Source organism: Streptomyces sp. NRRL S-118 (assembly GCF_000716335.1).
GTDB lineage: Bacteria > Actinomycetota > Actinomycetes > Streptomycetales > Streptomycetaceae > Streptomyces.
In genome coordinates, this window is record NZ_KL591002.1 from 573,709 (window position 1) to 596,291 (window position 22,583).

At 71.5% G+C, this 22,583-nt stretch carries 20 protein-coding genes and 2 tRNA genes; 2 read left to right on the forward strand and 20 right to left on the reverse strand.

Annotated features, from left to right (window positions below; genetic code table 11):
- Positions 1–36 precede the first annotated feature (36 nt).
- Positions 37–109, reverse strand: a tRNA-Ala gene (locus IH00_RS0106070).
- Between the two features lie 134 nt (positions 110–243).
- Between IH00_RS0106070 and IH00_RS0106075 the strand changes: the two genes are divergently transcribed.
- Complete coding sequence (locus IH00_RS0106075; protein WP_031070377.1) at positions 244–1,476, forward strand: glycosyltransferase 87 family protein; 1,233 nt, start codon at positions 244–246, stop codon at positions 1,474–1,476.
- Here IH00_RS0106075 and IH00_RS0106080 read toward each other — a convergent pair.
- The 8 genes from IH00_RS0106080 to IH00_RS41680 all read right to left on the reverse strand — a co-directional run bounded on the left by IH00_RS0106080 (position 1,455) and on the right by IH00_RS41680 (position 6,018).
- On the reverse strand, positions 1,455–1,688 hold the full coding sequence (locus IH00_RS0106080; RefSeq protein ID WP_026277450.1) for a hypothetical protein: 234 nt from the start codon (positions 1,686–1,688) through the stop codon (positions 1,455–1,457). The two genes, IH00_RS0106075 and IH00_RS0106080, sit on opposite strands and share 22 nt — an antisense overlap.
- Positions 1,689–1,691: 3 nt before the next feature.
- On the reverse strand, positions 1,692–1,859 hold the full coding sequence (locus IH00_RS43260; protein WP_199819693.1) for a hypothetical protein: 168 nt from the start codon (positions 1,857–1,859) through the stop codon (positions 1,692–1,694).
- Positions 1,860–2,079: 220 nt separating this feature from the next.
- Positions 2,080–2,152: transfer RNA gene (locus tag IH00_RS0106085), tRNA-Ala, on the reverse strand.
- A 73-nt stretch (positions 2,153–2,225) separates the two neighbouring features.
- The gene (locus tag IH00_RS0106090) at positions 2,226–2,879 is read right to left on the reverse strand and encodes a histidine phosphatase family protein (protein WP_031070380.1); all 654 of its coding nucleotides are present in this window, start codon (positions 2,877–2,879) and stop codon (positions 2,226–2,228) included.
- The gene (gene rsfS / locus IH00_RS0106095; RefSeq protein WP_031070381.1) at positions 2,876–3,313 is read right to left on the reverse strand and encodes a ribosome silencing factor; all 438 of its coding nucleotides are present in this window, start codon (positions 3,311–3,313) and stop codon (positions 2,876–2,878) included. Before rsfS ends, IH00_RS0106090 begins: the two co-directional genes overlap by 4 nt.
- Before the next feature lie 69 nt (positions 3,314–3,382).
- Positions 3,383–5,161, reverse strand: a complete 1,779-nt coding sequence (locus IH00_RS0106100; RefSeq protein ID WP_031070383.1) for an LCP family protein — start codon at positions 5,159–5,161, stop codon at positions 3,383–3,385.
- Positions 5,162–5,180: 19 nt separating this feature from the next.
- A complete protein-coding gene (gene nadD, locus IH00_RS0106105; protein ID WP_031070385.1) occupies positions 5,181–5,801 on the reverse strand; it encodes a nicotinate-nucleotide adenylyltransferase in 621 nt (206 codons plus the stop codon).
- A gap of 52 nt (positions 5,802–5,853) precedes the next feature.
- Positions 5,854–6,018 carry a hypothetical protein gene (locus tag IH00_RS41680; protein WP_031070388.1) on the reverse strand — a complete coding sequence of 55 codons (165 nt, stop codon included), beginning with the start codon at positions 6,016–6,018 and terminating at the stop codon, positions 5,854–5,856.
- 235 nt (positions 6,019–6,253) lie between these two features.
- Between IH00_RS41680 and IH00_RS0106115 the strand changes: the two genes are divergently transcribed.
- A complete protein-coding gene (locus IH00_RS0106115; protein WP_031070390.1) occupies positions 6,254–7,342 on the forward strand; it encodes a M48 family metallopeptidase in 1,089 nt (362 codons plus the stop codon).
- A 137-nt stretch (positions 7,343–7,479) separates the two neighbouring features.
- On the opposite strand, the gene IH00_RS0106120 is transcribed toward IH00_RS0106115, so the two are convergent.
- From IH00_RS0106120 to rpmA, 11 genes are all read right to left on the reverse strand, one after another.
- The gene (locus IH00_RS0106120; protein ID WP_031070394.1) at positions 7,480–8,541 is read right to left on the reverse strand and encodes an SCO2583 family membrane protein; all 1,062 of its coding nucleotides are present in this window, start codon (positions 8,539–8,541) and stop codon (positions 7,480–7,482) included.
- 74 nt (positions 8,542–8,615) lie between these two features.
- Complete coding sequence (locus tag IH00_RS0106125) at positions 8,616–9,218, reverse strand: SCO2584 family spore wall biosynthesis protein (RefSeq protein ID WP_031070397.1); 603 nt, start codon at positions 9,216–9,218, stop codon at positions 8,616–8,618.
- 72 nt (positions 9,219–9,290) lie between these two features.
- A complete protein-coding gene (locus tag IH00_RS0106130; RefSeq protein WP_031070399.1) occupies positions 9,291–10,595 on the reverse strand; it encodes a glutamate-5-semialdehyde dehydrogenase in 1,305 nt (434 codons plus the stop codon).
- A 181-nt stretch (positions 10,596–10,776) separates the two neighbouring features.
- On the reverse strand, positions 10,777–11,280 hold the full coding sequence (locus IH00_RS0106135; RefSeq protein ID WP_031070401.1) for a hypothetical protein: 504 nt from the start codon (positions 11,278–11,280) through the stop codon (positions 10,777–10,779).
- A 132-nt stretch (positions 11,281–11,412) separates the two neighbouring features.
- Positions 11,413–12,522: a glutamate 5-kinase gene (gene proB, locus IH00_RS0106140; protein WP_031070402.1), complete on the reverse strand. Its 1,110-nt coding sequence runs from the start codon at positions 12,520–12,522 to the stop codon at positions 11,413–11,415.
- Positions 12,523–13,039: 517 nt separating this feature from the next.
- Positions 13,040–14,290: a glycosyltransferase family 2 protein gene (locus tag IH00_RS0106145; protein WP_078887591.1), complete on the reverse strand. Its 1,251-nt coding sequence runs from the start codon at positions 14,288–14,290 to the stop codon at positions 13,040–13,042.
- 187 nt (positions 14,291–14,477) lie between these two features.
- Positions 14,478–16,619 carry a hypothetical protein gene (locus IH00_RS0106150; protein WP_052411190.1) on the reverse strand — a complete coding sequence of 714 codons (2,142 nt, stop codon included), beginning with the start codon at positions 16,617–16,619 and terminating at the stop codon, positions 14,478–14,480.
- A 131-nt stretch (positions 16,620–16,750) separates the two neighbouring features.
- Entirely contained in the window at positions 16,751–18,250 is a 1,500-nt protein-coding gene (locus IH00_RS0106155) for a bifunctional cytidylyltransferase/SDR family oxidoreductase (protein WP_031070408.1), read from the reverse strand.
- A 209-nt stretch (positions 18,251–18,459) separates the two neighbouring features.
- Positions 18,460–20,496, reverse strand: a complete 2,037-nt coding sequence (locus tag IH00_RS0106160; RefSeq protein WP_031070410.1) for a glycosyltransferase family 4 protein — start codon at positions 20,494–20,496, stop codon at positions 18,460–18,462.
- A 277-nt stretch (positions 20,497–20,773) separates the two neighbouring features.
- On the reverse strand, positions 20,774–22,210 hold the full coding sequence (gene obgE / locus IH00_RS0106165) for a GTPase ObgE (protein WP_031070413.1): 1,437 nt from the start codon (positions 22,208–22,210) through the stop codon (positions 20,774–20,776).
- 115 nt (positions 22,211–22,325) lie between these two features.
- Entirely contained in the window at positions 22,326–22,580 is a 255-nt protein-coding gene (gene rpmA / locus IH00_RS0106170) for a 50S ribosomal protein L27 (RefSeq protein ID WP_031070415.1), read from the reverse strand.
- Positions 22,581–22,583: the final 3 nt, after the last annotated feature.

Sequence of the window (22,583 nt, forward strand, 5' to 3'; positions counted from 1 at the left end):
GCCATCCGATCCGGATGGCCCGCTTCCTGGGTCCTGTGGAGCTAAGGAGAATTGAACTCCTGACCTCCTGCATGCCATGCAGGCGCTCTACCAACTGAGCTATAGCCCCTTGCGGTGTGTCGTCCGCTGTGGTCTCCCTTGCGGGTTTCCCTCGCGGCGACACAGAGAACATTACACGGTCCCCCGGGTGGTTCACCAAATCGTTTACGGTCGGTAGGGCTCTGGCCGGTAGCGTCGCCCCTCGTGACCGTGACCCTGAACGTGCGGGCCCGCCTGCGGAGCCTGCCTCTCCCCGCCGCCGCGGCGGCCTGTCTGCTGTCGTTCGTGGCCTTCTGGATGGCGCAGCGCGCCGCCAACGTCACGATGCTCGACCTCTCCGTCTACCGGGCGGAGGGGGAGACCGTACTGGCGGGCGGCGACCTGTATGCGATGCGCGCCACATCGGCGAACCTGCCGACGACGTACCCGCCCTTCGCAGCGCTGCTGTTCACCCCGCTGACGCTGCTCGGCGTCCCGGAGATGCGCACTCTGGCCACCGCGGGGAACCTGCTCCTGCTGCTGGCCCTGGTGCACCTGTCGCTGCGCCTGGTGGGCCGGGACCGGCCGGGTACGGCGCTGTGGGCGGCCGCGGTCCTCGTGTGGTGCGAGCCGGTGTGGACGACGCTGCGGTACGGGCAGATCAACCTGCTCATCGCGGTGGCGGTGCTGTGGGACCTGACCCGGCGGGAGAACAACCGGTGGGCCGGCGTGGGCACGGGTCTGGCGACGGCGGTGAAGCTGACGCCCGGGCTCTTCGTGGTCCTGCTGCTGATCGTCGGGGTGGCACGCGCGCGTGCGCACGGCTGGAAGTGGAATCCGTGGCTGCGGCAGGCCACGACGGCCACCGGGGTGTTCGCCGCCGTGACGGTGGCGTCCGCCGTCATCCTCCCGTACGACTCGCGCCGCTTCTGGACCGAAATGATCTTCGAGACGAGCCGGGTGGGCCGTACGGAGGAGACGGCGAACCAGTCGCTCAGCGGGGTCCTGGCCCGGCTGATGCACACCACGGACCCCGGGCACTGGTGGCTGGTCACCGCACTTCTGGTGGGCGTCGCGGGGATCGCCGTGGCGGCACTGGCGGCGCTGCGCGGGGACCGGCCGGTGGCGGTGGTGGCCTGCGCGACGACGGCGCTGCTGGTGAGCCCGATCTCCTGGTCGCACCACTGGGTGTGGTGCGTGCCGGTGCTGGTGCTTCTGGCCACCCGGGTGCGTGCGGGGTGGACGGTCGCCGTGGGGCTGGTGTTCGCGTCGTTCGCCCTGTGGTGGGTGCCCCACGCCCCCGCCCCCGTACGGCTCGAACTGCACCAGAACGCCTGGCAGATGCTGCTCTCGGGGCTCTACACCCTGGTCGGGCTGGGGCTCTTGGCGGCTTTCGCGCTGCGGCTGCGGCTGCGCGGAGAGGTGCGCCTTCCGCGTCAGGCGGTGGCGAAGGAGTAGAACCGCTTGAGCGTGCAGTGCTCGTCGAGCAGACGCCCGTAGATCGGCTCCCCTTCGAGTTCCCGGTAGGTCTCGATGGGGTCGCCTTTTATGATCAGCGCCCGCGCGCACTCCTCGCACCAGTACTGGTACTCGGGGTTGACCGGGTCCATGTCCCGGACGATCGGCGTACCGCTGCCGCACCAGTCGCACTTCCGCCTGTGTGCACCCATCACTCAGCTCCAGCTGTGGCCGCAGGATGTGCACACATAGGACACTCCGCCGTTGTCGCCGAGCATCTGTGCCACATGGGAGGAGCCGCACGAGGGGCAACCGAGACCGGTGTCCGCCCGGGACGCCGCGGCGAGCCGGGCGGCCGGATCCTCGAAACTGCTGGCGGCCATCGCGCACTCCCTCCCGTCCGACCGTCGTCCCCTCCGGCGGTCCGATTCTGCCATGGCCTCGCATGAGGGTCAGCGGGTCGGCGAACCAACCCCGTCGACGCGCCCGGACGGCTGGGGAGGAATGTGCCGAAGGTCACGGCGCCGCGGTGCGGCAGTAACGTCGGGGAGACGGCGTAAACGCAGGATCCCGCCCCCTTGCGGGGACGGGATCCGGTGCTTGTGGAGCTAAGGAGAATTGAACTCCTGACCTCCTGCATGCCATGCAGGCGCTCTACCAACTGAGCTATAGCCCCTCGTGTTCTTCGCGCTCCGCGCTGCGAACAAGAAGAACTTTAGCCTGCGACCTGCCGGAAAGTGAAATCCGGGTCAGTCGTCGTCGCCGAGGACCGGTTCGGGGAGCGTTCCGGCGTTGTGTTCCAGCAGCCGCCAGCCGCGGGCACCCTCGCCCAGGACGGACCAGCAACAGTTGGAGAGCCCGCCCAGGCTCTCCCAGTGGCGCGCCTCCAGACCCAGCAGGCGGCCGATGGTCGTACGGATGGTGCCGCCGTGGCTGACGACGACGAGGGTGCCGTCCTCGGGCAGCTTGTCCGCGTGCTCCAGCACCACCGGTGCGGCCCGGTCGGCGACCTCGGTCTCGAGCTCGCCGCCGCCGCGCCGCACCGGCTCCCCGCGCTTCCAGGCGGCGTACTGCTCGCCGTACTGCGCGACGATCTCCTCGTGGGTCAGACCCTGCCAGGCGCCCGCGTAGGTCTCGCGCAGCGCCGAGTAGTGGTTGACCTGATGGCCGGTGATCGCGGCCAGCTCGCCGGCCGTGGCCGCCGCCCGCTTCAGGTCCGAGGCGATGATCGCGTCGGGCTTCAGCGCGGCGAGCAACCGGGCCGAGCGGCGCGCCTGGGCGACGCCGGTCTCGGTGAGCGCGATGTCCGTGGAGCCCTGGAAACGGCGCTCCAGGTTCCACGACGTCTGGCCGTGCCGCCAGAGGACGATGCGGCGGCCCCTGCCGCCCTTGGTGCCGTTCAGCTCAGCTCACCGTCCGCGGCCTCGGCGCCCGCGAGCCGGGCGTGCTCCTCCGCCTTGCCGCGGGTCTTCACCGCGTCGTCGGGCAGCGGCAGCTCCGGGCAGTCCTTCCACAGCCGCTCCAGGGCGTAGAAGACGCGCTCCTCGCTGTGCTGGACGTGGACCACGATGTCGACGTAGTCGAGGAGGACCCAGCGGGCCTCGCGGTCGCCCTCGCGGCGCACCGGCTTGGCGCCCAGCTCCTTGTTGAGCCGCTCCTCGATCTCGTCGACGATCGACTTGACCTGGCGGTCGCTGGGTGCCGAGGCGAGCAGGAAGGCGTCGGTGATCGACAGGACGTCGCTGACGTCGTAGGCGATGATGTCGTGCGCGAGCTTGTCGGCGGCCGCCTGTGCGGCGGTCGTCACGAGCTCGATGGAACGGTCAGTAGCGGTCACAAGCAGGCTTTCGTCGGCGGTCCGGAACACCTCAAGGGTCTCACGTACCGCCGACAGCCCCGCAAACCATTACCCGGCCTCGTAGTCCCGGCCCAGGACGACCATGACGTCCGTGTTCGCCGGGGGCGTGCCCTTCTCGACCGCGCCGGCGGGCAGTCCCAGGGTCTTGGCGACCTCCTCGGCCTTCGCCTTGTGCGCGGCGTCGCCGTAGAGGACCTGCGTGGCGGCCTCCGTCCCGGCTGCCTTGCCGCCGTCGATGACGGCGTAGCCGCCGTTGACCAGGACGATCCGGGCCGCCTCGGTGGCCTCGGCGTCGCCGGAGGCGTTCTTGACGCCCACGCGGACGGCCGAGCCCTGCTCGGGCGCGGTGACCGAGCCGCCGAGGATGTCCTTGACGACGCTGCGTGCGGCCTCCTCGCTGAGCGTGCCGTCCTGCTGCACGGGCAGCAGCGCCGTCTTGTAGTCGCCGACCTTGGCGTGCTCCGCGAGCTTGGCGAGGGAGGCCCCCAGGTCCTTCTCCGGCAGGGAGGGGTCGAGGATCTGCGCCAGGGTCTCGACGGTGACGGTGGCGGCCCGGGGGTCGTCCGACATCTTGCGCAGGACGCCGTACATGACCTGGCCGAACCGCTGGAGCTGCTGGGCCTCGGCCTCGCCGGGCCCGCGGTGGGTGGCGTACGCGACGGCCATGCGCCCGTTCAGGGTCTGGTTCTCGCCGCGGGGCACCAGGGGCGCTTCGCCCTTCTTGGCGGCGGGCACCTCGGTGTCGGTGGTCAGGTCGATGCCGCCGACGAGTTCGACGAGGTTCTCCAGGTAGGGGGTGTCGAGCCGCCAGGTTCCGGTGATCTCCGTGCCGAGCAGGGCGCCGATGGCCTCACGGGTGCCGGCCGAGCCGTCGTCGTCGACGGACTTCGCGAGGGTGGTGGTGGTGCCGTCGTCATGGGCGACGGAGAGGGCGTTGGGGAGCAGGACGGTGGTGCCCTGCTCGGTGGTGGCGTTGTTGACCAGGAGAGCGGTGGAGGTGTCGTCGTTCTTGGTGTTGTGCAGGTGGACGACGATCGTGTCGCGCTTCTGCGGACCGCTCGCCGTGCTTCCTTGCGCGGCGGTGGAGTCGTCGCCGAGACCGGGGAGCTTGCCCGCGGACCAGAGGTAGCCGACACCGCCGACGAGGGCGACGGCGAGGACGGCGACGAGGGCGACGATCCGGTTGCGGCCGCGGCGTCGGGCCTCCTCGCGGCGCTCGGAGCGGCTCTCGGTGAACTTCAGCCAGTCGATGACGTCTTCGGATTCCTCGTCGGGGTCCTCGACGAAGGCGAACTGCTCGGTGCGGTACTCGCGGTCCTGCGACGCTTCACGGCCCTGTCCCGGGTCGCGGTCCGGTGCCGGGCGGCGCGGCCGGGGCACGGAGGCGGTCGGGGCCGGGTCGCCGTGCTCCCGTGCCGGTGCCGATGCCGTCCGCGGGCGGCCCGGGTCCTGCCGGGTGGACTGCGGATCCGGCTGCGACTGCGGCTGGTGCTGCTGCGGGATCCACTGCTGGGGCTGCTGGGGCTGCTGGGCGGTGCCGTACCCGCCGTAGCCGTCGCCCGGATAGCCGTCGTACCCGTAGCCGCCCTGGCCCTGCTGCGGGTAACCGTCGTACGGCTGCGTCTGCTGGGGCTGGGCGTACTGCTCGTAGCCGTAACCCTGCTGCTGTTGCTGCTGGTATTGCTGAGGCTGCTGCTGCGCGTAGGGGTCGTACTGCTGCTGGGCCTGCTGCGCCTGCTGGTACACCGGCTGCCCGTACTCGTCGTAGCCGACGATCTGCGGCTGCGGCGGGTAGTACGGGTCGTACGGATTGTGCTGGTCGTTCACCGGTGCCCCTCTCCGTGGCTCATTCGCCGCGGTACAACTGGCGCTTGTCGATGTAGCGCACCACGCCGTCCGGCACCAGATACCAGACGGGATCGCCGGCGGCCACCCGCGCCCTGCAGCCCGTTGACGAGATGGCCAGCGCGGGCACCTCGACGAGGGTGACCCCGCCCTTGGGCAGCCCGTCGTCCGACAGGTCGTGGCCCGGACGGGTCACACCGATGAAGTGGGCGAGCGAGAAGAGCTCCTCGGCGTTGCGCCATCCCGGCATGATCTGGGAGAGCGCGTCCGCCCCGGTGATGAAGAAGAGGTCCGTGTCCTCGTTGAGGGCACGCAGGTCCCGCAGGGTGTCGATGGTGTACGTCGGCCCCGGCCGATCGATGTCGATGCGGCTGACCGAGAACTGCGGGTTGGACGCCGTGGCGATGACCGTCATGAGATAGCGGTCCTCCGCCGGGGAGACCGTCTTGTGGGTCTTCTGCCACGGCTGCCCGGTGGGAACGAACACCACCTCGTCCAGGTGGAACAGCGCGGCCACCTCACTGGCGGCCACCAGGTGTCCGTGATGGATCGGGTCGAACGTCCCGCCCATCACGCCGAGTCGGCGTCTGCCGGGACTGGTAGGCACTTCCTGGTCTCCCATGCATGCAGAGCCTACTGGCACGGCGACGCGCCCCGTCCCGGCGGTCACCGGCTCAGCGGTCGCGGTTGAAACGGGTGGTGATCCAGAGCAGCAGGAGCAGCACGACGAAGGCGCCGCCACCGGTCAGGTACGGGCTGAGGCTTTCGTGGTTGCCGCCGTGCTCGGTGCTGCCCTCGGCGAGCGTGACGAGGCTGGCGGCGGCGCTGGGGATGCTCATCTTCGGAAGGACCTATCCATGGGGAGTCGGAGCGGAGACTTCGCGCACATCGTATGCGGGCGGTGCGAGCACGCTCACGCCGACTCAGGCGTTGTCATCTTCCGGGCCGCCTTCCGCGTCTGTGTCCATGAAGGCCGGAGTTATCCACAGGCTCCCGTCCCGCGGTGTCCCACGGCCTAGTCTGGGGTCCGCCAGGGGGACGAGGCGCGTCTCGTACGAACAGGGGGCATCATCCATGACCGACAGCACCGGCGGCACCGGCAGTGGTGGCGAGAACCAGCCGAGCAGGCAGCGCAGGCGTTTCCCGGGCATCTCCTCGCGTGCCTACGAACACCCCGCGGACCGCTCGGCGCTGGTGGCGCTGCGCAAGCTCAGCGGGTTCGACACCGTCTTCAAGGCGCTGAGCGGGCTGCTGCCGGAGCGCAGCCTGCGGCTGCTCTTCCTGTCCGACTCGGTGCGGGTGAGCGACGCCCAGTTCGCGCACCTGCACACCATGCTCCGCGACGCCTGCTACATCCTGGACCTGGAGAAGGTCCCGCCGATGTACGTCACGCAGGACCCGAAGCCCAATGCGATGTGCATCGGCCTGGACGAGCCGATCATCGTGGTCACCACCGGGCTGGTGGAACTGCTGGACGAGGAGGAGATGCGGGCGGTCATCGGCCACGAGGTGGGCCACGCCCTGTCGGGGCACTCCGTGTACCGCACGGTGCTGCTGTTCCTGACGGGCCTCGCGGTGAAGGTCGCCTGGATCCCCCTCGGGAACGTGGCGGTCATGGCGATCGTGACGGCGCTGAGGGAGTGGTTCCGCAAGTCGGAGCTGTCGGCGGACCGGGCGGGGCTGCTGGTGGGGCAGGACCTGCGGGCGTCGATGCGGGGCCTGATGAAGATCGCCGGCGGCAACCACCTGCACGAGATGAACGTGGACGCGTTCCTGGAGCAGGCCGAGGAGTACGAGGCGGGCGGCGACCTGCGCGACTCCGTGCTGAAGATCCTGAACGTGCTGCCGCGCTCGCACCCCTTCACCACGGTGCGGGCGGCCGAGCTGAAGAAGTGGGCCGAGAGCCGCGACCACCAGCGGATCATGGACGGGCACTACCCGCGGCGCGACGAGGACAAGGACACCTCGGTCACGGACTCCTTCCGCGAGTCCGCCTCCCACTACGCCGAGTCGGTGCGCAGCAGCAAGGACCCGCTGATGAAGCTGGTCGGGGACATAGCCGGCGGCGCGGGCGACCTGGGCGGCAAACTCCGCGACCGCTTCACGGGCGGCACGGGCAACCCCGGCGGTTCGGGAGGCTCGGGAGGGCCGGCGGACGCGTAGCCGGGCGGGGGGCGGGCCGGGGCGCCGGTCCCGGTCGGCCACCGGTCCCGGTCGGCCACCGAGCCGAGCCGGGCGGGCCGGGGCGGGGCGGGGCGAACGCGATGTCCCGCTGCTCCGGCCTGACCCGCGCGGCACTCCTAGGGCTGAGCCCGCGGGGAGAGCGTGCCGCAGAGGGCGGCGGGGACCCGTTCCGTGGCGTAGGGGTCGGTGGCGCGGGGGGACTGCTGGGTGGCCCGCTGTCCCGCCAGCAGCGGCCGCATGGCACCCGCGGACTCGGCCGAGCAGGACTGCGGCCCGGCCACGACGTGGCTGCTCACCAGCTCGGCCCGGTGCATCCGCAGGTCGTCGCGGTCGAAGCGGAAGAGCATCTGGCGGCGGACCGTGAACAGCGAGGACTCCGCGCGTTCCGTGCCGGCGGGACGCACCGCGTAGACGAAGGTGTGGTCCGCCGTGACCTCCAGGACGTCGGGGACCGCCTCGTCGACGCGCAGGGTGCCGCGGACGCGGACGGCTGTGTCGGCCAGCGCCACCTTCCTCGGATCGAAGCGCACGAGCCAGCCGGTGGCCGCGTGCCGTCCGTCGTCGGCGGGTGACGTGACGCTCCGGTCGAACTGCTCCAGCTGCTCGGGATCGAGCAGCAACCGCACCGGCCGGACGGCGTCCCCGGTGAGGACGTCCGGGTCGAGCGCCGACCGCACCAGGTAGTCCTTCGCCGTGTCCAGCGCGGCCACCACCTGGTTCTCGGAGAAGTGCGCGGTGCTCCGGGCGGGCGGCATGGCGATGCCGGCGGCGCCGGAGCGGAACTGGTCGGCCGGGCTGCGGGCGAACAGGCGGGCAGGCTCGCCGCCCGGTACGACGCCCTGCGGGGCGAGGGACACGATCGTGGCCCGCAGCGGTTCGGCCCGCTGGTCGGGCGGGGGGTGGTACGGGCGGGCGCCCGCGTAGATCGCGGCGGCCAGGGCGAAGGCGATCACCAGCACGAGGGCCAGTGAGCCGTGCCGGGGGCCGGCCCGGGGATGCCAGGCGGGGCGGCGGCGGACGGCCTGGGCGTGCTCCCCCATGCGCTCCTGCGCGGAGAACTCCTGGAGGCGGGCAGCGCGGACGAACGACTCGTCGAAGACGACGGATCGGTACTCGTCCTCACCACCGCCGGGGAGTCCTTCGGGGGTCCCCTCAGGCGGGTCGCCACTCCCTGCCATACCTTCAGGGTAGGTCGGCGGGGCACCCCGTAAACGCGCTGCGGCGGGCCGACCGCAGGGACCGGCGTCGCCGGTCAGGAGGCGCGTGGCACGGCCGCGGCGGGTGGGGCGGTGTACTCGGCGGAGGCCGAGGGGACGGACGGGGACGGCTTGTCGATGCCGGTCGTCGCGGGCATCGGGATCTGGTCGTCACGGCTGCCGGAGGCGCCGCGGTAGACGGCCGTGAAGGCGAGGGCGATCATGCCGACGCCGAGCACCAGCGCCAGGATCCAGGCCACGGGGCGGTGCCAGCGGGCGCTGGGCCGGTACGGCCGCAGGGCGCCGCCGTGCGGGCCGTACGGGTGGGCATGCCCGCACCCGCAGCCGTATCCGTGGTCGTGGCCGCGGGGGTCGTCGCCTTCGGCGCACGCGTCGCAGTCGTCGTCGTACCCGGGCTCGTGGGCGTGTGCGCCGGATCCGTATCCGTCGTCGTAGGGCCTGCCCCGCGCCGCGTCGGCGTCGGCGCGCGCCTGCGCTGCGGCCAGCAACCGCTCCACGGCGGTCGGTTCGTGGATTGCGGCGGCCCGTACGAAGTCCTCGTCGAACACCACGGAGGCGAAGTCCTCGTCCGCGCCCCCGCGGTCGTCGTCGGGCTCCCAGCCGTCCGGGAACGGCTTGCCCCCCACGTCGTCCGGCACGCCTTCAGGGTAGACCGGGCAGGTGGGTTTGGGCAGGGAGAGTGCGAACTCTCCCTGCCTCGTGCGGGATGTCTACCGGATGTGCCCGTCGCCCGTGACGATGTACTTCGTCGAGGTGAGCTCCGGCAGGCCCATCGGGCCGCGGGCGTGGAGCTTCTGCGTCGAGATGCCGATCTCGGCGCCGAAGCCGAACTGGCCGCCGTCGGTGAAGCGCGTGGAGGCGTTCACGGCGACCGTGGTGGAGTCCACCAGCTGGGTGAAGCGGCGGGCCGCGGCCTGCGAGGTGGTGACGATCGCCTCGGTGTGGTGGGACGACCACAGCCGGATGTGCGCGACGGCGGCGTCCAGTGAGTCGACGACGGCCGCGGCGATGTCGTACGAGAGGTACTCCGCCTCCCAGTCCTCGGGCGTGGCCGGCACGACGGTGGCCTTCGAGGCGTCGGCGTGGACCTGGACGCGCTCGTCGCCGTGGACGGTGACGCCCGCCTCGGCGAGGGCGTCGAGGGCGCGCGGCAGGAAGGTGTCCGCGATGTCACGGTGCACGAGGAGCGTCTCGGCGGCGTTGCAGACGCTGGGCCGCTGCGCCTTGGAGTTGATCAGGATGTCGACGGCCATGTCGAGATCGGCCTCGGCGTCGACGTAGACGTGGCAGTTGCCGGTGCCCGTCTCGATGACCGGGACGGTGGACTCCTCCACGACCGTACGGATCAAGGAGGCGCCACCGCGCGGGATCAGGACGTCCACCAGGCCGCGGGCGCGCATCAGCTCCCGTACGGAGTCGCGGGACTCGCCGGGGACGAGCTGGATGGCGTCGGCGGGCAGGCCGGCGCCGCCGACCGCGTCGCGCAGGACGCGCACGAGGGCGGTGTTGGAGGAGTACGCGGAGGAGGAGCCGCGCAGCAGCACGGCGTTCCCGGACTTCAGGCACAGCGCGGCGGCGTCCACCGTCACGTTGGGGCGGGCCTCGTAGATGATGCCGACGACACCGAGCGGGACGCGGACCTGGCGCAGGTCGATGCCGTTCGGCAGGGTCGAGCCGCGCACCACCTCGCCGACCGGATCGGGCAGCGCGGCGACGTCGCGGACGTCCGCGGCGATGGCGCGGACGCGCTCGGGGGTCAGCGTGAGCCGGTCGATGATCGACTCGCTGGTGCCGGCTTCGCGGGCGCGCGCCACGTCCTGGGCGTTGGCCTCGACGATCTCGCTGGTGCGGACCTCCAGCGCGTCCGCGATGGCGAGCAGCGCGTCGTCCTTCGCCGCGCGCGGCAGCGGCGCGATGTCGGCGGCGGCCGCGCGGGCCCGGTAGGCGGCGCGCGTGACCGGCGACATGTCGTCGAACGGCGTGATGGACGGGGAGGAGGCGGAGTGCGAGGTCATGTCCGCAGGGTAATGCGCTCCGCGCGGGCATCCAGCACATATCCCGCACTGCGAGACGGCCTGCTCAAAACGGCGGACCCGCCGCCTCCGCACCGCCCGCATCCGGGGCGGACCCGCCGCCTCCGCACCGGCCGCCTCCGGGGCGTGCCCCCGCCTCGGTGGCGCGCGTGGGCGGACCCGGTCAGTACGGGTGTACGCCCACGGGTGCGGCGGGCGGCGGGCCGTAGCCCTCGGCGATCCGCTGGTGGTAGGTCTCGCGGTCGATGACCTCCAGCCCGACGATCTCCCAGGGCGGCAGCTTGGCGCTCTGCCGGTGCTCGCCCCACAGGCGCAGCGCCACCGCGGCCGCGTCGTGCAGGTCCCGCGCCTCTTCCCAGTACCGGATCTCGGCGTGATCGGTCGCGTACCTGCTGGTCAGCAGGAACGGGTGGTCGTGGGCGAGCTGCTCCAGTGCCCTTCTGACCTCCTTCAGCGGGGCCTCCCGGCCCGAGACGCTGAGGGTGATGTGCCACAGCTTCGACACCGGCCGCTCGGTGGTGCTCCGCTCCTGCTCGCGTCCCGGCTGCCCGCCCTGACCCGCTTCCCGGCGGTCGGCGGCGTCATCGAAGTCGGCCCCGGCCTCGACACTCGTCAGGGCGCGTTCGGTCGTCCCGCGGGGCGCTGCCCCTGGGCGCGCTCGTCTCACCGGCGGCCTCCTGTTGATGCGTTGTCGTGCTGTCACCCCGCCTTACCCCCGAGACAAAGTTGACCAGTCCTGAGCGGAACATGGGGCTGTTTTGGTGAAGGTCTCCGGCGGATGGCGGGACTTTCAGCCGTTCTAGGCCTGGAGGACGACCAGATCGTCCCTGTGTACGACTTCCCTCTCATATGCCGGACCGAGCTCCTTCGCCAGCTCCCGCGTGGAGCGTCCCAGGAGCTGGGGGATCTCCTTGGCGTCGAAGTTGACCAGGCCGCGGGCGACCGGCCGCCCCGAGGCGGCGTCACGCAGCTCGACCGGGTCGCCGGCCGAGAAGTCGCCCTCGACGGCCGCGATGCCGGCCGGCAGCAGCGATTTCCTGCCGTCCACGACGGCACGTACGGCACCCTCGTCGAGGATCAGCGCGCCCTGCGGGGTGGAGGCGTGGGCGAGCCAGAGCAGCCGGTCGGCCGAGCGGCGCCCGGTGCGGCGGAAGTACGTGCCGGTGTCGCGTCCCGCGAGGGCGTCGGCGGCTCGGCTGGCGGAGGTCAGGACGACCGGGATGCCGGCGGCCGCGGCGATACGGGCCGCCTCCACCTTGGTGACCATGCCGCCGGTGCCGACCCCGGCCTTGCCGGCGGAGCCGATCTCGATGCCTTCGAGGTCCTCCGGTCCGCGCACCTCCTCGATGCGCGAGGTGCCGGGCTTGCTGGGGTCGCCGTCGTAGAGGCCGTCCACGTCGGACAGCAGCACCAGCAGGTCGGCGCGGACGAGATGGGCGACGAGCGCGGCGAGCCGGTCGTTGTCGCCGAACCGGATCTCGTCCGTGGCGACCGTGTCGTTCTCGTTGACGACCGGTACGGCGCCCATGGCGAGCAGCTGGTCCAGCGTCCGGTAGGCGTTGCGGTAGTGGGAGCGGCGGCTGGTGTCGTCGGTGGTGAGGAGCACCTGGCCGACGCGTACGCCGTAGCGGGCGAAGGAGGCGGTGTAGCGGGCGACGAGGAGGCCCTGGCCGACGCTGGCGGCGGCCTGCTGGCGGGCCAGGTCCTTGGGGCGGCGGGTGAGGCCGAGGGGTGCGAGCCCGGCGGCGATGGCGCCGGAGGAGACGAGGACGACCTCCTTCTCGCCGCCGCTGCGGACCTTGGCGAGTACGTCGACGAGCGCGTCGACGCGGTCGGCGTCGAGGCCGCCCGAGGCGGTGGTCAGGGAGGAGGAACCGACCTTGACGACGATCCTGCGGGCTTCCGTCACGTACTGCCTTGCCACTGCTGTCACGTGGGAAATCTATGCCAGAGGCGGGTCCCGGCGCTCGCGTGTTCCACCCGATGGACAGCGCGGTGGACAACTCTGCGGGCGACGCGGTGGACGGCTCGGCGGACGCGCGCGGCTGACGGCTGCCGCAGGGGACGGCGGGTGTGCGGGGGCGGCGCGGCAGGCGTGCACGGGACGGGGCGCGCGCCGGTCGGCGCCCAGCGGGCGCTTCGTTCGCGGCAGGAGCGCCGGCAGCCGGGCGCGGCCGGGCCGGGGCAGCGGCCGGGAGCCGGGGCAGCGGGCGGGACGTCCGTCGCGCGGCCGGAAGCGGAGGTCCGCGGCCCCGCCGGCGCCCCGGTACGGAAGCCGGCGGGCCCGGTCCGCCCGGGCCGACCCGGGCGACCGGTTCGATAAATAGTGGGAGTGAAAGCGGCCGATTCTGATCGGTCCCGTCCGGCTGCCGCGGACCCCGCGGGCCACTCGACCGGGGTACGGGCCGGACGGCTGCGCCCCCGCCTCATGCCGGCTCGTGCGCCTCCTGGGCGGCGCGCACGGCGTGCGGCGGGTGGGGTTCCCGCGGGCCGCGCAGCCCCAGCCACCGCAGGAGGCGTCCCGCGGCGCGCCGGGGGATCCGTGCCGCGAGCCGTACCGCGCGGCGCGCTCGGTCGCGCGGTCCGGCCGCCTCGCGCAGCTCGTACGCGGCGTCCGGGATGCCCGCCGCGGTGTCCCGGAAGTGGGGGTACGCCAGGTACACCCGGCCGCGGCGGCGGACCCGCTCGGGAGGGGTGCCCGCCCGCAGGTGGGCCACCACGTCCCGCAGCACCTCCGGCTCGTTCCGCGCCACGCAGGTGAGCCGCAGCCGGTCCTCGGTCTTCAGCCGCCGCGCGACGCCCGGCGTCCAGTACGCGTCCATCAGCGGCGCCGCCAGCTCCATCTTGTGGCGGAGCACCTCCTCGGACTGCTTGAGGACCGCGGGCCCGAACTGCGGCAGCAGCGTGACGATGAACGGCCGCAGCATCAGCAGATCGCGCTTCTCGCCGGCCGGCACGTGCCGGGCGATCAGCTCCATCAGCGCCTTCGCCGAGTCGAATCGCAGCGTGTAACTGCCGGTCTTCGTCACGTGCTTGCCGTCCTCACGGCCCACCAGGTAGTAGCAGACGTGGTCCGCCACCACCGAGACGCCGTTGCCGCGCAGGTAGGCCTCCATCGTGAACAGCGCGTCCTCGCCGGTGCGCAGCGACTCGTCGAACCGCATGCCGTGGCGCACGAGCAGCTCGCGCCGGAAGAGCTTCTGCGCGCTCAGCGTGTACTTGACGTTGGAGGTGTAGATGTCGGCGCGCTCGACGGTCCGGCCCCACATCGACTTGGCGGCGTTGCGGTTGACGCCCACGGTCTTGCCCAGCACCACGTCGGTGCCGGCCTTGTCGGCCATCGCGACCAGGCGTTCCAGGGCCTCCTCGCCCAGGTGGTCGTCGGCGTCGAGGAAGAAGACGTACCGGCCGCGGGCCAGCTCCAGCCCGGTGTTGCGCGGGCCGCTGGGGCCACCGGAGTTGGCCTGCCGCAGGACCCTCATGGGCACGGCGGAGCGGGCGGCGAACTCCTCCAGGTACTCCCCCGTGCCGTCCGTGGAGCCGTCGTCGACGGCGATGATCTCCATGCGCGTGGGACCGATGGTCTGGGCCTCGGCCGAATCCAGGCACTTCACCAGGTACGGCATGGCTTCGTAGGCCCCGATGATCACGCTGACATCGGGAGTGTTCTCAGGCATCGGCACCCACTGCGCGGTAAGCGGTAAACGGACGACAGTCGTCCGTCATGCTGCCCCCGGCGTGTGTCCCCGGTGTGACGGCACGCACAACGGCCCGTAAGTCCCCTTCGGACGAGGGACTTTCGGGCCGTCGTGTGGACGCGCGGGTGCGCCCGGGTGCGTGCGAGGCGGGTGCCCGCCCGGTGCGTCAGGGAGCGACGGGGGTTGCCTCCGCGCCCTGTTCCGCCACCGTGTCGGCGGCCGCGACCGGCTCGCCGGCGGCGCCGTCGGCCTCCTGGTCCAGCTCGCCGATCCGCTGACCGGCCAGCCGCTGCGCCACACCGTTGTTGCGGGCCTCCGCCTTGGCCGCGAGCGCGCGGACCGCAGCGTTGAACTGCTCCATCGACGTCGGCTCGTCCGGGCCGAGCAGGTAGCGCTTGAGCACCCGGCGGTCCTCGGCGAGCAGGTCGGCGGCCGGGTCGGCCACCGCGGCCAGCAGCTCGTCCAGCTCGGCGGCGCTGTTGGTGAGGATCACGGCGGCGCGGACGGCCGTGTTCTGGCGCTTGAACTCGTCGGCGCCCAGCTCGGCCGAGTCGGTCACCGCGTAGGGCTTGCCGCTCGCGATGAAGTCGGACACGACGCTGGAGATGTCGGAGACCATGCCGTCGGACTCGTTGAAGCAGTCGTACAGCTTCGGCTCGGTACCGGTGACGACCTTGTGCTCCCACCAGCCGAAGGAGCGCCAGTACGCGTCGTTCCACTCCTCGCGCAGCCGCTTGAGCTCGGCGAGCCGCTGCGGGTCCGCGAGCGAGACGCGCGACTCCTCGGCCTCGTCGCCACCCTTGCGGCCGGGCGCGGCGAGCTGGGCGATACGGGCCTCGATGCGGGTCAGTTCGGCGCGGGCCGCGGCGTGGGCCGCCTGCGCGGCGGCGGCCTCCCCGGCCCAGCGCGGGTCGGCGGCGCGCGCGGCGTTGGCCGCGGCCACCATCTTCTGCAGGCGCTCGTCGACGGCCTTGGCCTTCTTGTTCACCAGCCCGGTGAAGGGGTGCGGCTTGTAGATCACGCGGACCGGCCGCGGTGCGTCGAGCAGCCGCTTCATGATGTTCTCGCCGGCCAGCAGCAGCGAGGTGTTGCCCGGGTTGTTGTCCCAGCCCTCCCAGGTGGGGGCGTACAGGATGGTCGGGATCGGATTCGCGGGCGTGCCCGTCCAGCTCTTGATCGGCGCCAGCTGTGGGCGGCCCACCTCGACGATGTCCTCGTCGCGGACGCCGACGTCGGCGAGTGCGTACCGGTCGCGACCGGCCTGCCCGGCGGTCCACACCTCGTCGTACACCTTGGAGAAGGGGTTGACGCTGGCGAGCTTGTCGCTGTCGCCGTGGCCGATGAAGACGTGCTTCATGGTCGGCACGCGCAGCATGTGGATGTTCTTGCCGACGTTGGCGGCGTAGAGCGTGACGCGGACGGAGGAGAAGTCCATCGCCATCAGGTGCTGCCCGCCGGCCACGCACAGGACCGGTACGGAGGTGGGCTGGAGCTTCTGCACCAGGTTGCGCTCACGCATGATGATGATCGGCCGGCCGTCGATCTGCTCCATCGTCTCCAGCCACATGTTGACCTGGTAGGCGGAGTCGTCGGAGCCCGAGAAGTACAGGGCGACGGTCGGCTGGTACTCGCCCAGCCAGGTGCCGACGGCCTTGAGGACGGCTCCGGCGGGCGGGACGCGGCGCTTGCGGCGGATGTACGGGACCAGCGCGACGATGTACAGCAGGCCCAGCCCCAGGGTGGCGGCGACGCCCGCGTACGCGAGGGTGTTCCGGCCGGTCGCGGCGGCGGCGATCACACCGGCGACCGCCGGGACGTCGAGGTGCAGCATCTTCTCGGCGGATCGGTTCAGCAGCGCCTTCGGCGGGGCGTCCGGGATCCGCACGGCGTTCAGGTCGATGTTGCGCGTCACCACCGGCATGGTGCGGCGCAGCCGGATGAAGGTGGCGAGGGCGCCCTGGGGGGCCTGGAGGCCGTAGAAGAGCAGGAAGCAGGCGACCGCGGCGTAGAAGACCGGCTGTTCGGCGAGGTCCTCCCGGGCGAGCAGCAGGATGAGCAGCAGCTGGCGCAGCAGGAAGCGGATCGGGAGGCCGGCGCGGACCTTGTTCAGCCGATTGATCAGGTAGCTGTTCTTCTGGTGCAGATACCAGTCGGCGACATAGGTCACGGCACCGGCGGCCGCGAAGAACCAGAGGTTCGGGATCAGCGCGGCGAGCATGACGCACGGATAACCCAGTCCCATCAGGACTGCCGCGGCCAGCTCCGACGCACTGCCCACGCGTGCCAGGCGAATGGCGGTCGAAATCACGTAGAACCTGCTCCAGAGGGGGTGCCGGTTTATTTGTCTTGCGGGTGAAGCACACGGGCCTCTGTATTCGCAACAAAGCGACACAGAGGCCCGAATTGCACAGCTAACTCACCGGATCGATCCAGCGAGTATTACACATCTCCCTGACGGTCCAGGACGGACGCCAGGGCCTGCTCGAATCCGGACGCCTCGCTCGCACCGGCGGTGGGGTCCTGCTGCCGTACGTCGATGACGTGGCCGGTCAGGTCGGACAGCAGCACGTCCAGCGAGGTCCGGGCCACGGCCTCGGAGGACAGCAGCGAACCGGCCGGTTCCTGACCGAACGCCTTCGTGCGCATGGGGGTCGCGGTGCGCTCGGGATTGACGCAATTCACCCGGATTCCGTCGCCGGCCCATTCGTCGGCGAGAGCCTGGGTGAGATTCACCATGGCGGCCTTGGTGGACGAGTACAGGCTGTACTCGGCGCGGCCGCGCGTGTAGCTGGAGGAGGTGTAGAGCAGCAACTGCCCCTTCGTCTCCGCCAGGTATTTGTACGAGGCGCGCGCGATCTGCACGGGCGCCAGGTAATTGACGTTCAGCGCTTCCTGGATGGTCGCGTTGTCGGTCTCGGCCAGCTTGCCGATGCGCAGGACGCCCGCGGTGTTGATCACGTAGTCGACGCGGCCGCTCTCCGCGTACGCCTTGGCCAGGGCGGCGTCGACGTGCTCCGGGTTCTCCACGTGGGTGCCGGTGGTGGAACGGCCCAGGGCGTACACGGTGGCGCCGTAGCGCTCGGCGAGGGCGGCGATGTCGGCGCCGATGCCGTAGGAGCCGCCGAAGACGACGAACGTCCTGCCGGAGAGCAGCTCACGATAGGCGGCCTCGTCGGCCTGGCGGGGCGCGGCGGTGGAGGCCAGCTGGAAGAGCTTGTCGGCGATGAAGACGTCGACCGGCTGGGTCACCTTCATGTTGTACTCGTCGCCGGGCACGACGTGGATCGGCACGTCCGGCAGGTACTTGAGCACCACGGAGCAGTCGTCGGTGGCCTGGAAGTTGGGGTCGCCGGCGGCGACCTCGTACGCCTTGCGGATCGTGGAGAGCTTGAACGCCTGCGGGGTCTGGCCGCGGCGCAGCCGGGAGCGGTCCGGGACGTCGGTGATGAACTCGCCGTCCTCGCCGTGCGTACGGGTCACGATGATCGTGTCCGCGGAGGGGATGGCTACGTCGACGGCCTGGTAGCGGTCGAGGGCGTCGACGCAGTCCTTGATCACGCGCTGTGACAGAAGCGGACGCACAGCGTCGTGGAACAGGACGTTGAGGTCCTCATCCTCCGCGAGACCTTCACCGAGGGCGCGGATGGCGCGCTCGGTGGTCTCGTTGCGGGTGGCGCCGCCCTCCAGGACGCGGGAGACCTTGGTCAGCCCCGCCTTGGCGATGATCTTCTCGACATCGGGCACGAAACCCGGCGCCATCAGCACGATCACGTCGTCGACCGACTCGGCCTGCTCGAAGATCGTCAGCGTGTGCTCGATGACGGCCTTGCCCGCGATCTTCAGCAGCTGCTTGGGGATCGCGAGGCCCACCCGCTGTCCGGTACCCCCTGCGAGCACGACTGCTGTGGTGCGGGTCTTGGCTTCATGCGGCGCTGACACAGAACGACCTACCTTGCGACGACTGGGGGACGGGCTGATGGTCGCACTCTCCGTGACCGTCTCGCAAGGCGGACGGACGGCGCCCGGCACCGTGTGGACACCCCGTGTTCACCGCGTGGCCAGGGAAGTTCGTCCGTGTGCCGGAAGGGCGTTCGGTGACCGACGCCACAGGCGTGACGGCGCTGTGTGACGGTGCGGTGAGGGACCGGTTACTTGACGGGCACATCGGCGACATTCACCAGCAGATCATTGGTGTTGGCATAGGTGATGCGGACCCGCACGTACTGCTGCGCACGGCCGCGCAGCTTGCGCGCCGCGATGCGGAGCAGGGCGTACGGACGCTTCTTCCGCAGCTGCGTCACGGGGTAAGCGAAGACCGGCCCCTTCTCCACGACGTCGTCGAGGACGCGGGCGAGGCGGGCGGGCTCGGCGTCGGGCGCGTACCGCACCAGCAGGTCCCACCACTCGTCGGCGGCGTTCTGCCGGGCGGCGGGCGCCGCGGCGGGGAAGGTGAAGCGGAATCCGCTGTCCCCGACCCAGGCGCCGGGATAGGTGAGGTCGACGGAGCCGCGGCCGCGGCGGCGCACGATCAGGACGGGAGGGCCGCCGGCACGGTCGGCCTTCCCCGCGGCGGGGCCGATCAGTTCGCCGGATACGGTGATGCTCCCGGCCGTGACCGTGACGTCACCGGCCTCGGCGTGGACCGGCCGGACCCAGGAGCGGAGCAGGAGGTGCTTCGCCGGCTTGCCCGGGTACGGGACGAGGTTGCGCACCCCGTCGTCGTGGGTGCGCCGCCCGGCGTGCATGGCCCCGCGCTGGTCCAGGGACCGGGCGGTGATGCGCACGCGGCGCCCGGAGCCGGGGAGCCGGACCGAGCACTCCCAGACGCCTTCGTGGAGCCGTGCGTCCGCCGGGACGGTGGCGCGGCCGGAGTCGTCGAAGGGGAAGCGGTGCTCGTCGGTGCGGGCGTCGGTGCGGACGCAGGCGAGCTCCGCGCCCGGCCGCGGCTGGAGGAGCGTGACGGTCAGGGCGCCGTCGGGCTCGACGACGCAGTCCGCGACGGGTGCGTACGCGTCGGCCTCGGCGCGCTGGGCGGCGGAGGTGCGCAGCTCCTCGAACAGCTCCTCGTACTGCCGGGCGACCGTGGCCGGGTCGAAGCGGCGGGCGTTGCGGACGGCGGCCGCGCCCATCTTCCGGCGCAGCTCCTCGTCGTCGATGAGCTTCAGCAGCGCCGCGGCGACGGCGCCGGTGTCGCCGACGGGTACGAGGATGCCGTCCTCGCCGTCCGCGATGATCTCGCGCGGTCCGTAGTCGCAGTCCGTGGAGACGACGGGGAGACCGCAGCGCATCGCCTCGACGAGCGTCATGCCGAAGGACTCGTGGCGCGAGGTCGACGCGGCGATGGCTCCCTTGGCCCACTCGGGTTCGATGGGCGAGTGCGGGCCCATGAGCCGGACGCTGTTGTAGAGGCCCATCCGGTCGATGCGGCTACGGAGCTTCTCCTTCTCCGGACCCCAGCCGTAGATGCGCAGGTCCCACTCTGGGCGCTGCGCGACGACCTCGGCGAAGGCGTCGATCAGGACGTGGTACTGCTTCTCCGCGGCCAGCCGTCCGGCGGCGACGATCGTCCTCCCGGACGCGTCGGAGGGTGCGACCGGCGGCTCGGGAACGCTGTTGGGGATGGCCAGCACGCGGGTGGCGGGCAGCGGCATCTTCTCCCGGTACACCCTGGCGTCGCCCTCGGAGACGGTGACGTAGGCGTCGAGCGCGTCGAGGTGCGCGTACATCTCCTTGCGCAGGGCGGCCTTGTGGTGGTTGTGCGTCATGTGCTCCTGGCCGATGAGCACGGCGCCCGGCGGGGCGAACTGCGCGACGTAGGCGGAGAGTCCGGGGCGGGTGCCGATGACGACGTCCGCGCCGGCGCCGTCGCCCGCGTAGTGCTCGCGGACGCGCTCGTCGGTGAGCTTGCTGTACTCCTTGTAGCGCGCCTCGTGCCGGGGGAAGAACTCGGCGGCCTGGAGCTGGAGCGGGTGCTGCTTCTCGTTGGTGGGAGAGGCGGGGCGGATGTCGATGAGCGGGACGACGGTGATGCGCGGATCGATGTCGAAGAGCGCGATGTCCCGGTGCCGGAACACCGACACGATCTCCACCTCGTGCCGGCCGGCGAGCTCCTCCGCGAGGTTCAGCGTGGTGCGGATGGTGCCGCCGATGCCGTAGATGGTGTGGATGAGGAAGGAGATCTTCATCAACGCTCCGTTCGGTTCTCCGGGGGCGGTTCTGCTTCGGCCCCGGTGACAAGACGGTTGTTCGACGGCATAGGTTGCGCTCGAACGGGTATCAATTTGGGTTTGTCAACCCTCCGGCGCCTGGGCGTGTCGCCCACCGGGGGTACGGGTCGTCCCCGCCGGCCGGCCCGAAACCACCGCCGCCACCTCTGCGGAGGCCGGACGCACGCAGCGGCCCCCGGCGGGGAGAACCCGCCGGGGGCCGTGGGACGCCGGGCCGAGAACGTCGACCGAGGGACTAGAAGGGGTCGAAGCCCTCGAATTCGCGCTGGGCCTCGTCGCGTTCGGCCTCGCGGTCCTTGCGGCGCTGAGCCGCGGGACGCGGCGCCTCGAAGCGGTGGTCCTCGCCGCGGCGGCCGAGCATCTCCGCGCCCGCCATCATCGTGGGCTCCCAGTCGAAGACGACCGCGTTCTCCTCGGGGCCGATCGCCACGCCGTCACCCGCGCGGGCGCCCGCCTTCATCAACTCGTCCTCGACACCGAGGCGGTTGAGGCGGTCCGCGAGGTACCCGACGGCCTCGTCGTTGTTGAAGTCCGTCTGCCGCACCCAGCGCTCCGGCTTCTCGCCGCGCACCCGGTACAGCCCGTCCTCCTCGCGCGTGACCGTGAAGCCGGCGTCGTCGACCGCCTTCGGGCGGATGACGATCCGGGTGGCCTCCTCCTTCGGCCTGGCCGCACGCGCCTTCGCGACGATGTCGGCCAGCGCGAAGGACAGCTCCTTCAGACCGGTGCGGGCCACGGCCGACACCTCGAAGACGCGGTAGCCGCGCGCCTCCAGGTCCGGGCGGATCATGTCCGCGAGGTCCTTGCCGTCCGGGATGTCGATCTTGTTGAGGACGACGAGCCGCGGACGGTCGTCGAGGCCGCCGTACTGCCGCAGCTCCTCCTCGATGACGTCGAGGTCGGAGACCGGGTCGCGGTCGGACTCCAGCGTCGCCGTGTCCAGGACGTGCACCAGCACCGAGCAGCGCTCGACGTGCCGCAGGAACTCCAGGCCGAGGCCGCGGCCCTGGCTGGCGCCCGGGATGAGACCGGGCACGTCCGCGATCGTGTAGACGGTCGAGCCGGCGGTCACCACGCCCAGGTTGGGCACGAGGGTCGTGAACGGGTAGTCCGCGATCTTCGGCTTGGCGGCGGAGAGCACCGAGATCAGCGACGACTTGCCGGCGCTGGGGTAGCCGACCAGCGCCACGTCGGCGACGGTCTTCAGCTCCAGCACGATGTCGTCGGCGTGACCCGGCTCGCCCAGCAGCGCGAAGCCCGGGGCCTTGCGGCGCGCGGAGGCCAGTGCGGCGTTGCCGAGGCCGCCGCGGCCGCCCTGGGCGGCGACGTACGTGGTGCCCTGGCCGACCAGGTCGGCGAGCACCTCGCCGCTGCGGTCCAGCACGACCGTGCCGTCCGGCACCGGCAGGACCAGGTCCTGGCCGTCCTTGCCGGAGCGGTTTCCGCCCTCGCCGGGCTTGCCGTTGGTCGCCTTGCGGTGCGGCGAGTGGTGGTAGTCCAGCAGCGTGGTGACCGACTGGTCGACGACCAGGATCACATCGCCACCGCGCCCGCCGTTGCCCCCGTCGGGGCCGCCGAGCGGCTTGAACTTCTCACGGTGGACGGAGGCACAGCCGTGGCCTCCGTTACCCGCGGCGACATGCAGCTCGACGCGGTCCACGAAGGTGGTCATGTCCTGTGCCTCCAGTTACGTAGGTCGTACGTGTACGGATATGTCTTCGGTGCAACAAGCGAAAGGCGGACCCGCTTCCCGAACGGGAAGTGAGGTCCGCCTCCGCGAAAGTGGATCAGGCAGCCGGAACGATGTTCACGACCTTGCGACCACGGTGCGTGCCGAACTGCACGGCACCGGCCTGCAGCGCGAACAGCGTGTCGTCGCCGCCACGGCCCACGCCCGAACCGGGGTGGAAGTGGGTACCACGCTGGCGGACCAGGATCTCACCGGCGTTGACGACCTGACCGCCGAAGCGCTTCACGCCGAGCCGCTGAGCGTTGGAGTCGCGACCGTTCCGGGTGGACGATGCGCCCTTCTTGTGTGCCATGTC

Excerpts from the sequence above, each read along its gene's own strand:
- IH00_RS0106080 (WP_026277450.1), bottom strand. The coding sequence starts at position 1,688 with ATGGGTGCACACAGGCGGAAGTGCGACTGGTGCGGCAGCGGTACGCCG.
- IH00_RS43260 (WP_199819693.1), bottom strand. The coding sequence starts at position 1,859 with ATGGCCGCCAGCAGTTTCGAGGATCCGGCCGCCCGGCTCGCCGCGGCG.
- nadD (WP_031070385.1), bottom strand. The coding sequence starts at position 5,801 with ATGGGAGACCAGGAAGTGCCTACCAGTCCCGGCAGACGCCGACTCGGC.
- IH00_RS41680 (WP_031070388.1), bottom strand. The coding sequence starts at position 6,018 with ATGAGCATCCCCAGCGCCGCCGCCAGCCTCGTCACGCTCGCCGAGGGC.
- IH00_RS0106115 (WP_031070390.1), top strand. The coding sequence starts at position 6,254 with ATGACCGACAGCACCGGCGGCACCGGCAGTGGTGGCGAGAACCAGCCG.
- IH00_RS0106120 (WP_031070394.1), bottom strand. The coding sequence starts at position 8,541 with ATGGCAGGGAGTGGCGACCCGCCTGAGGGGACCCCCGAAGGACTCCCC.
- IH00_RS0106130 (WP_031070399.1), bottom strand. The coding sequence starts at position 10,595 with ATGACCTCGCACTCCGCCTCCTCCCCGTCCATCACGCCGTTCGACGAC.
- IH00_RS0106145 (WP_078887591.1), bottom strand. The coding sequence starts at position 14,290 with ATGCCTGAGAACACTCCCGATGTCAGCGTGATCATCGGGGCCTACGAA.
- IH00_RS0106160 (WP_031070410.1), bottom strand. The coding sequence starts at position 20,496 with ATGAAGATCTCCTTCCTCATCCACACCATCTACGGCATCGGCGGCACC.
- obgE (WP_031070413.1), bottom strand. The coding sequence starts at position 22,210 with ATGACCACCTTCGTGGACCGCGTCGAGCTGCATGTCGCCGCGGGTAAC.
- rpmA (WP_031070415.1), bottom strand. The coding sequence starts at position 22,580 with ATGGCACACAAGAAGGGCGCATCGTCCACCCGGAACGGTCGCGACTCC.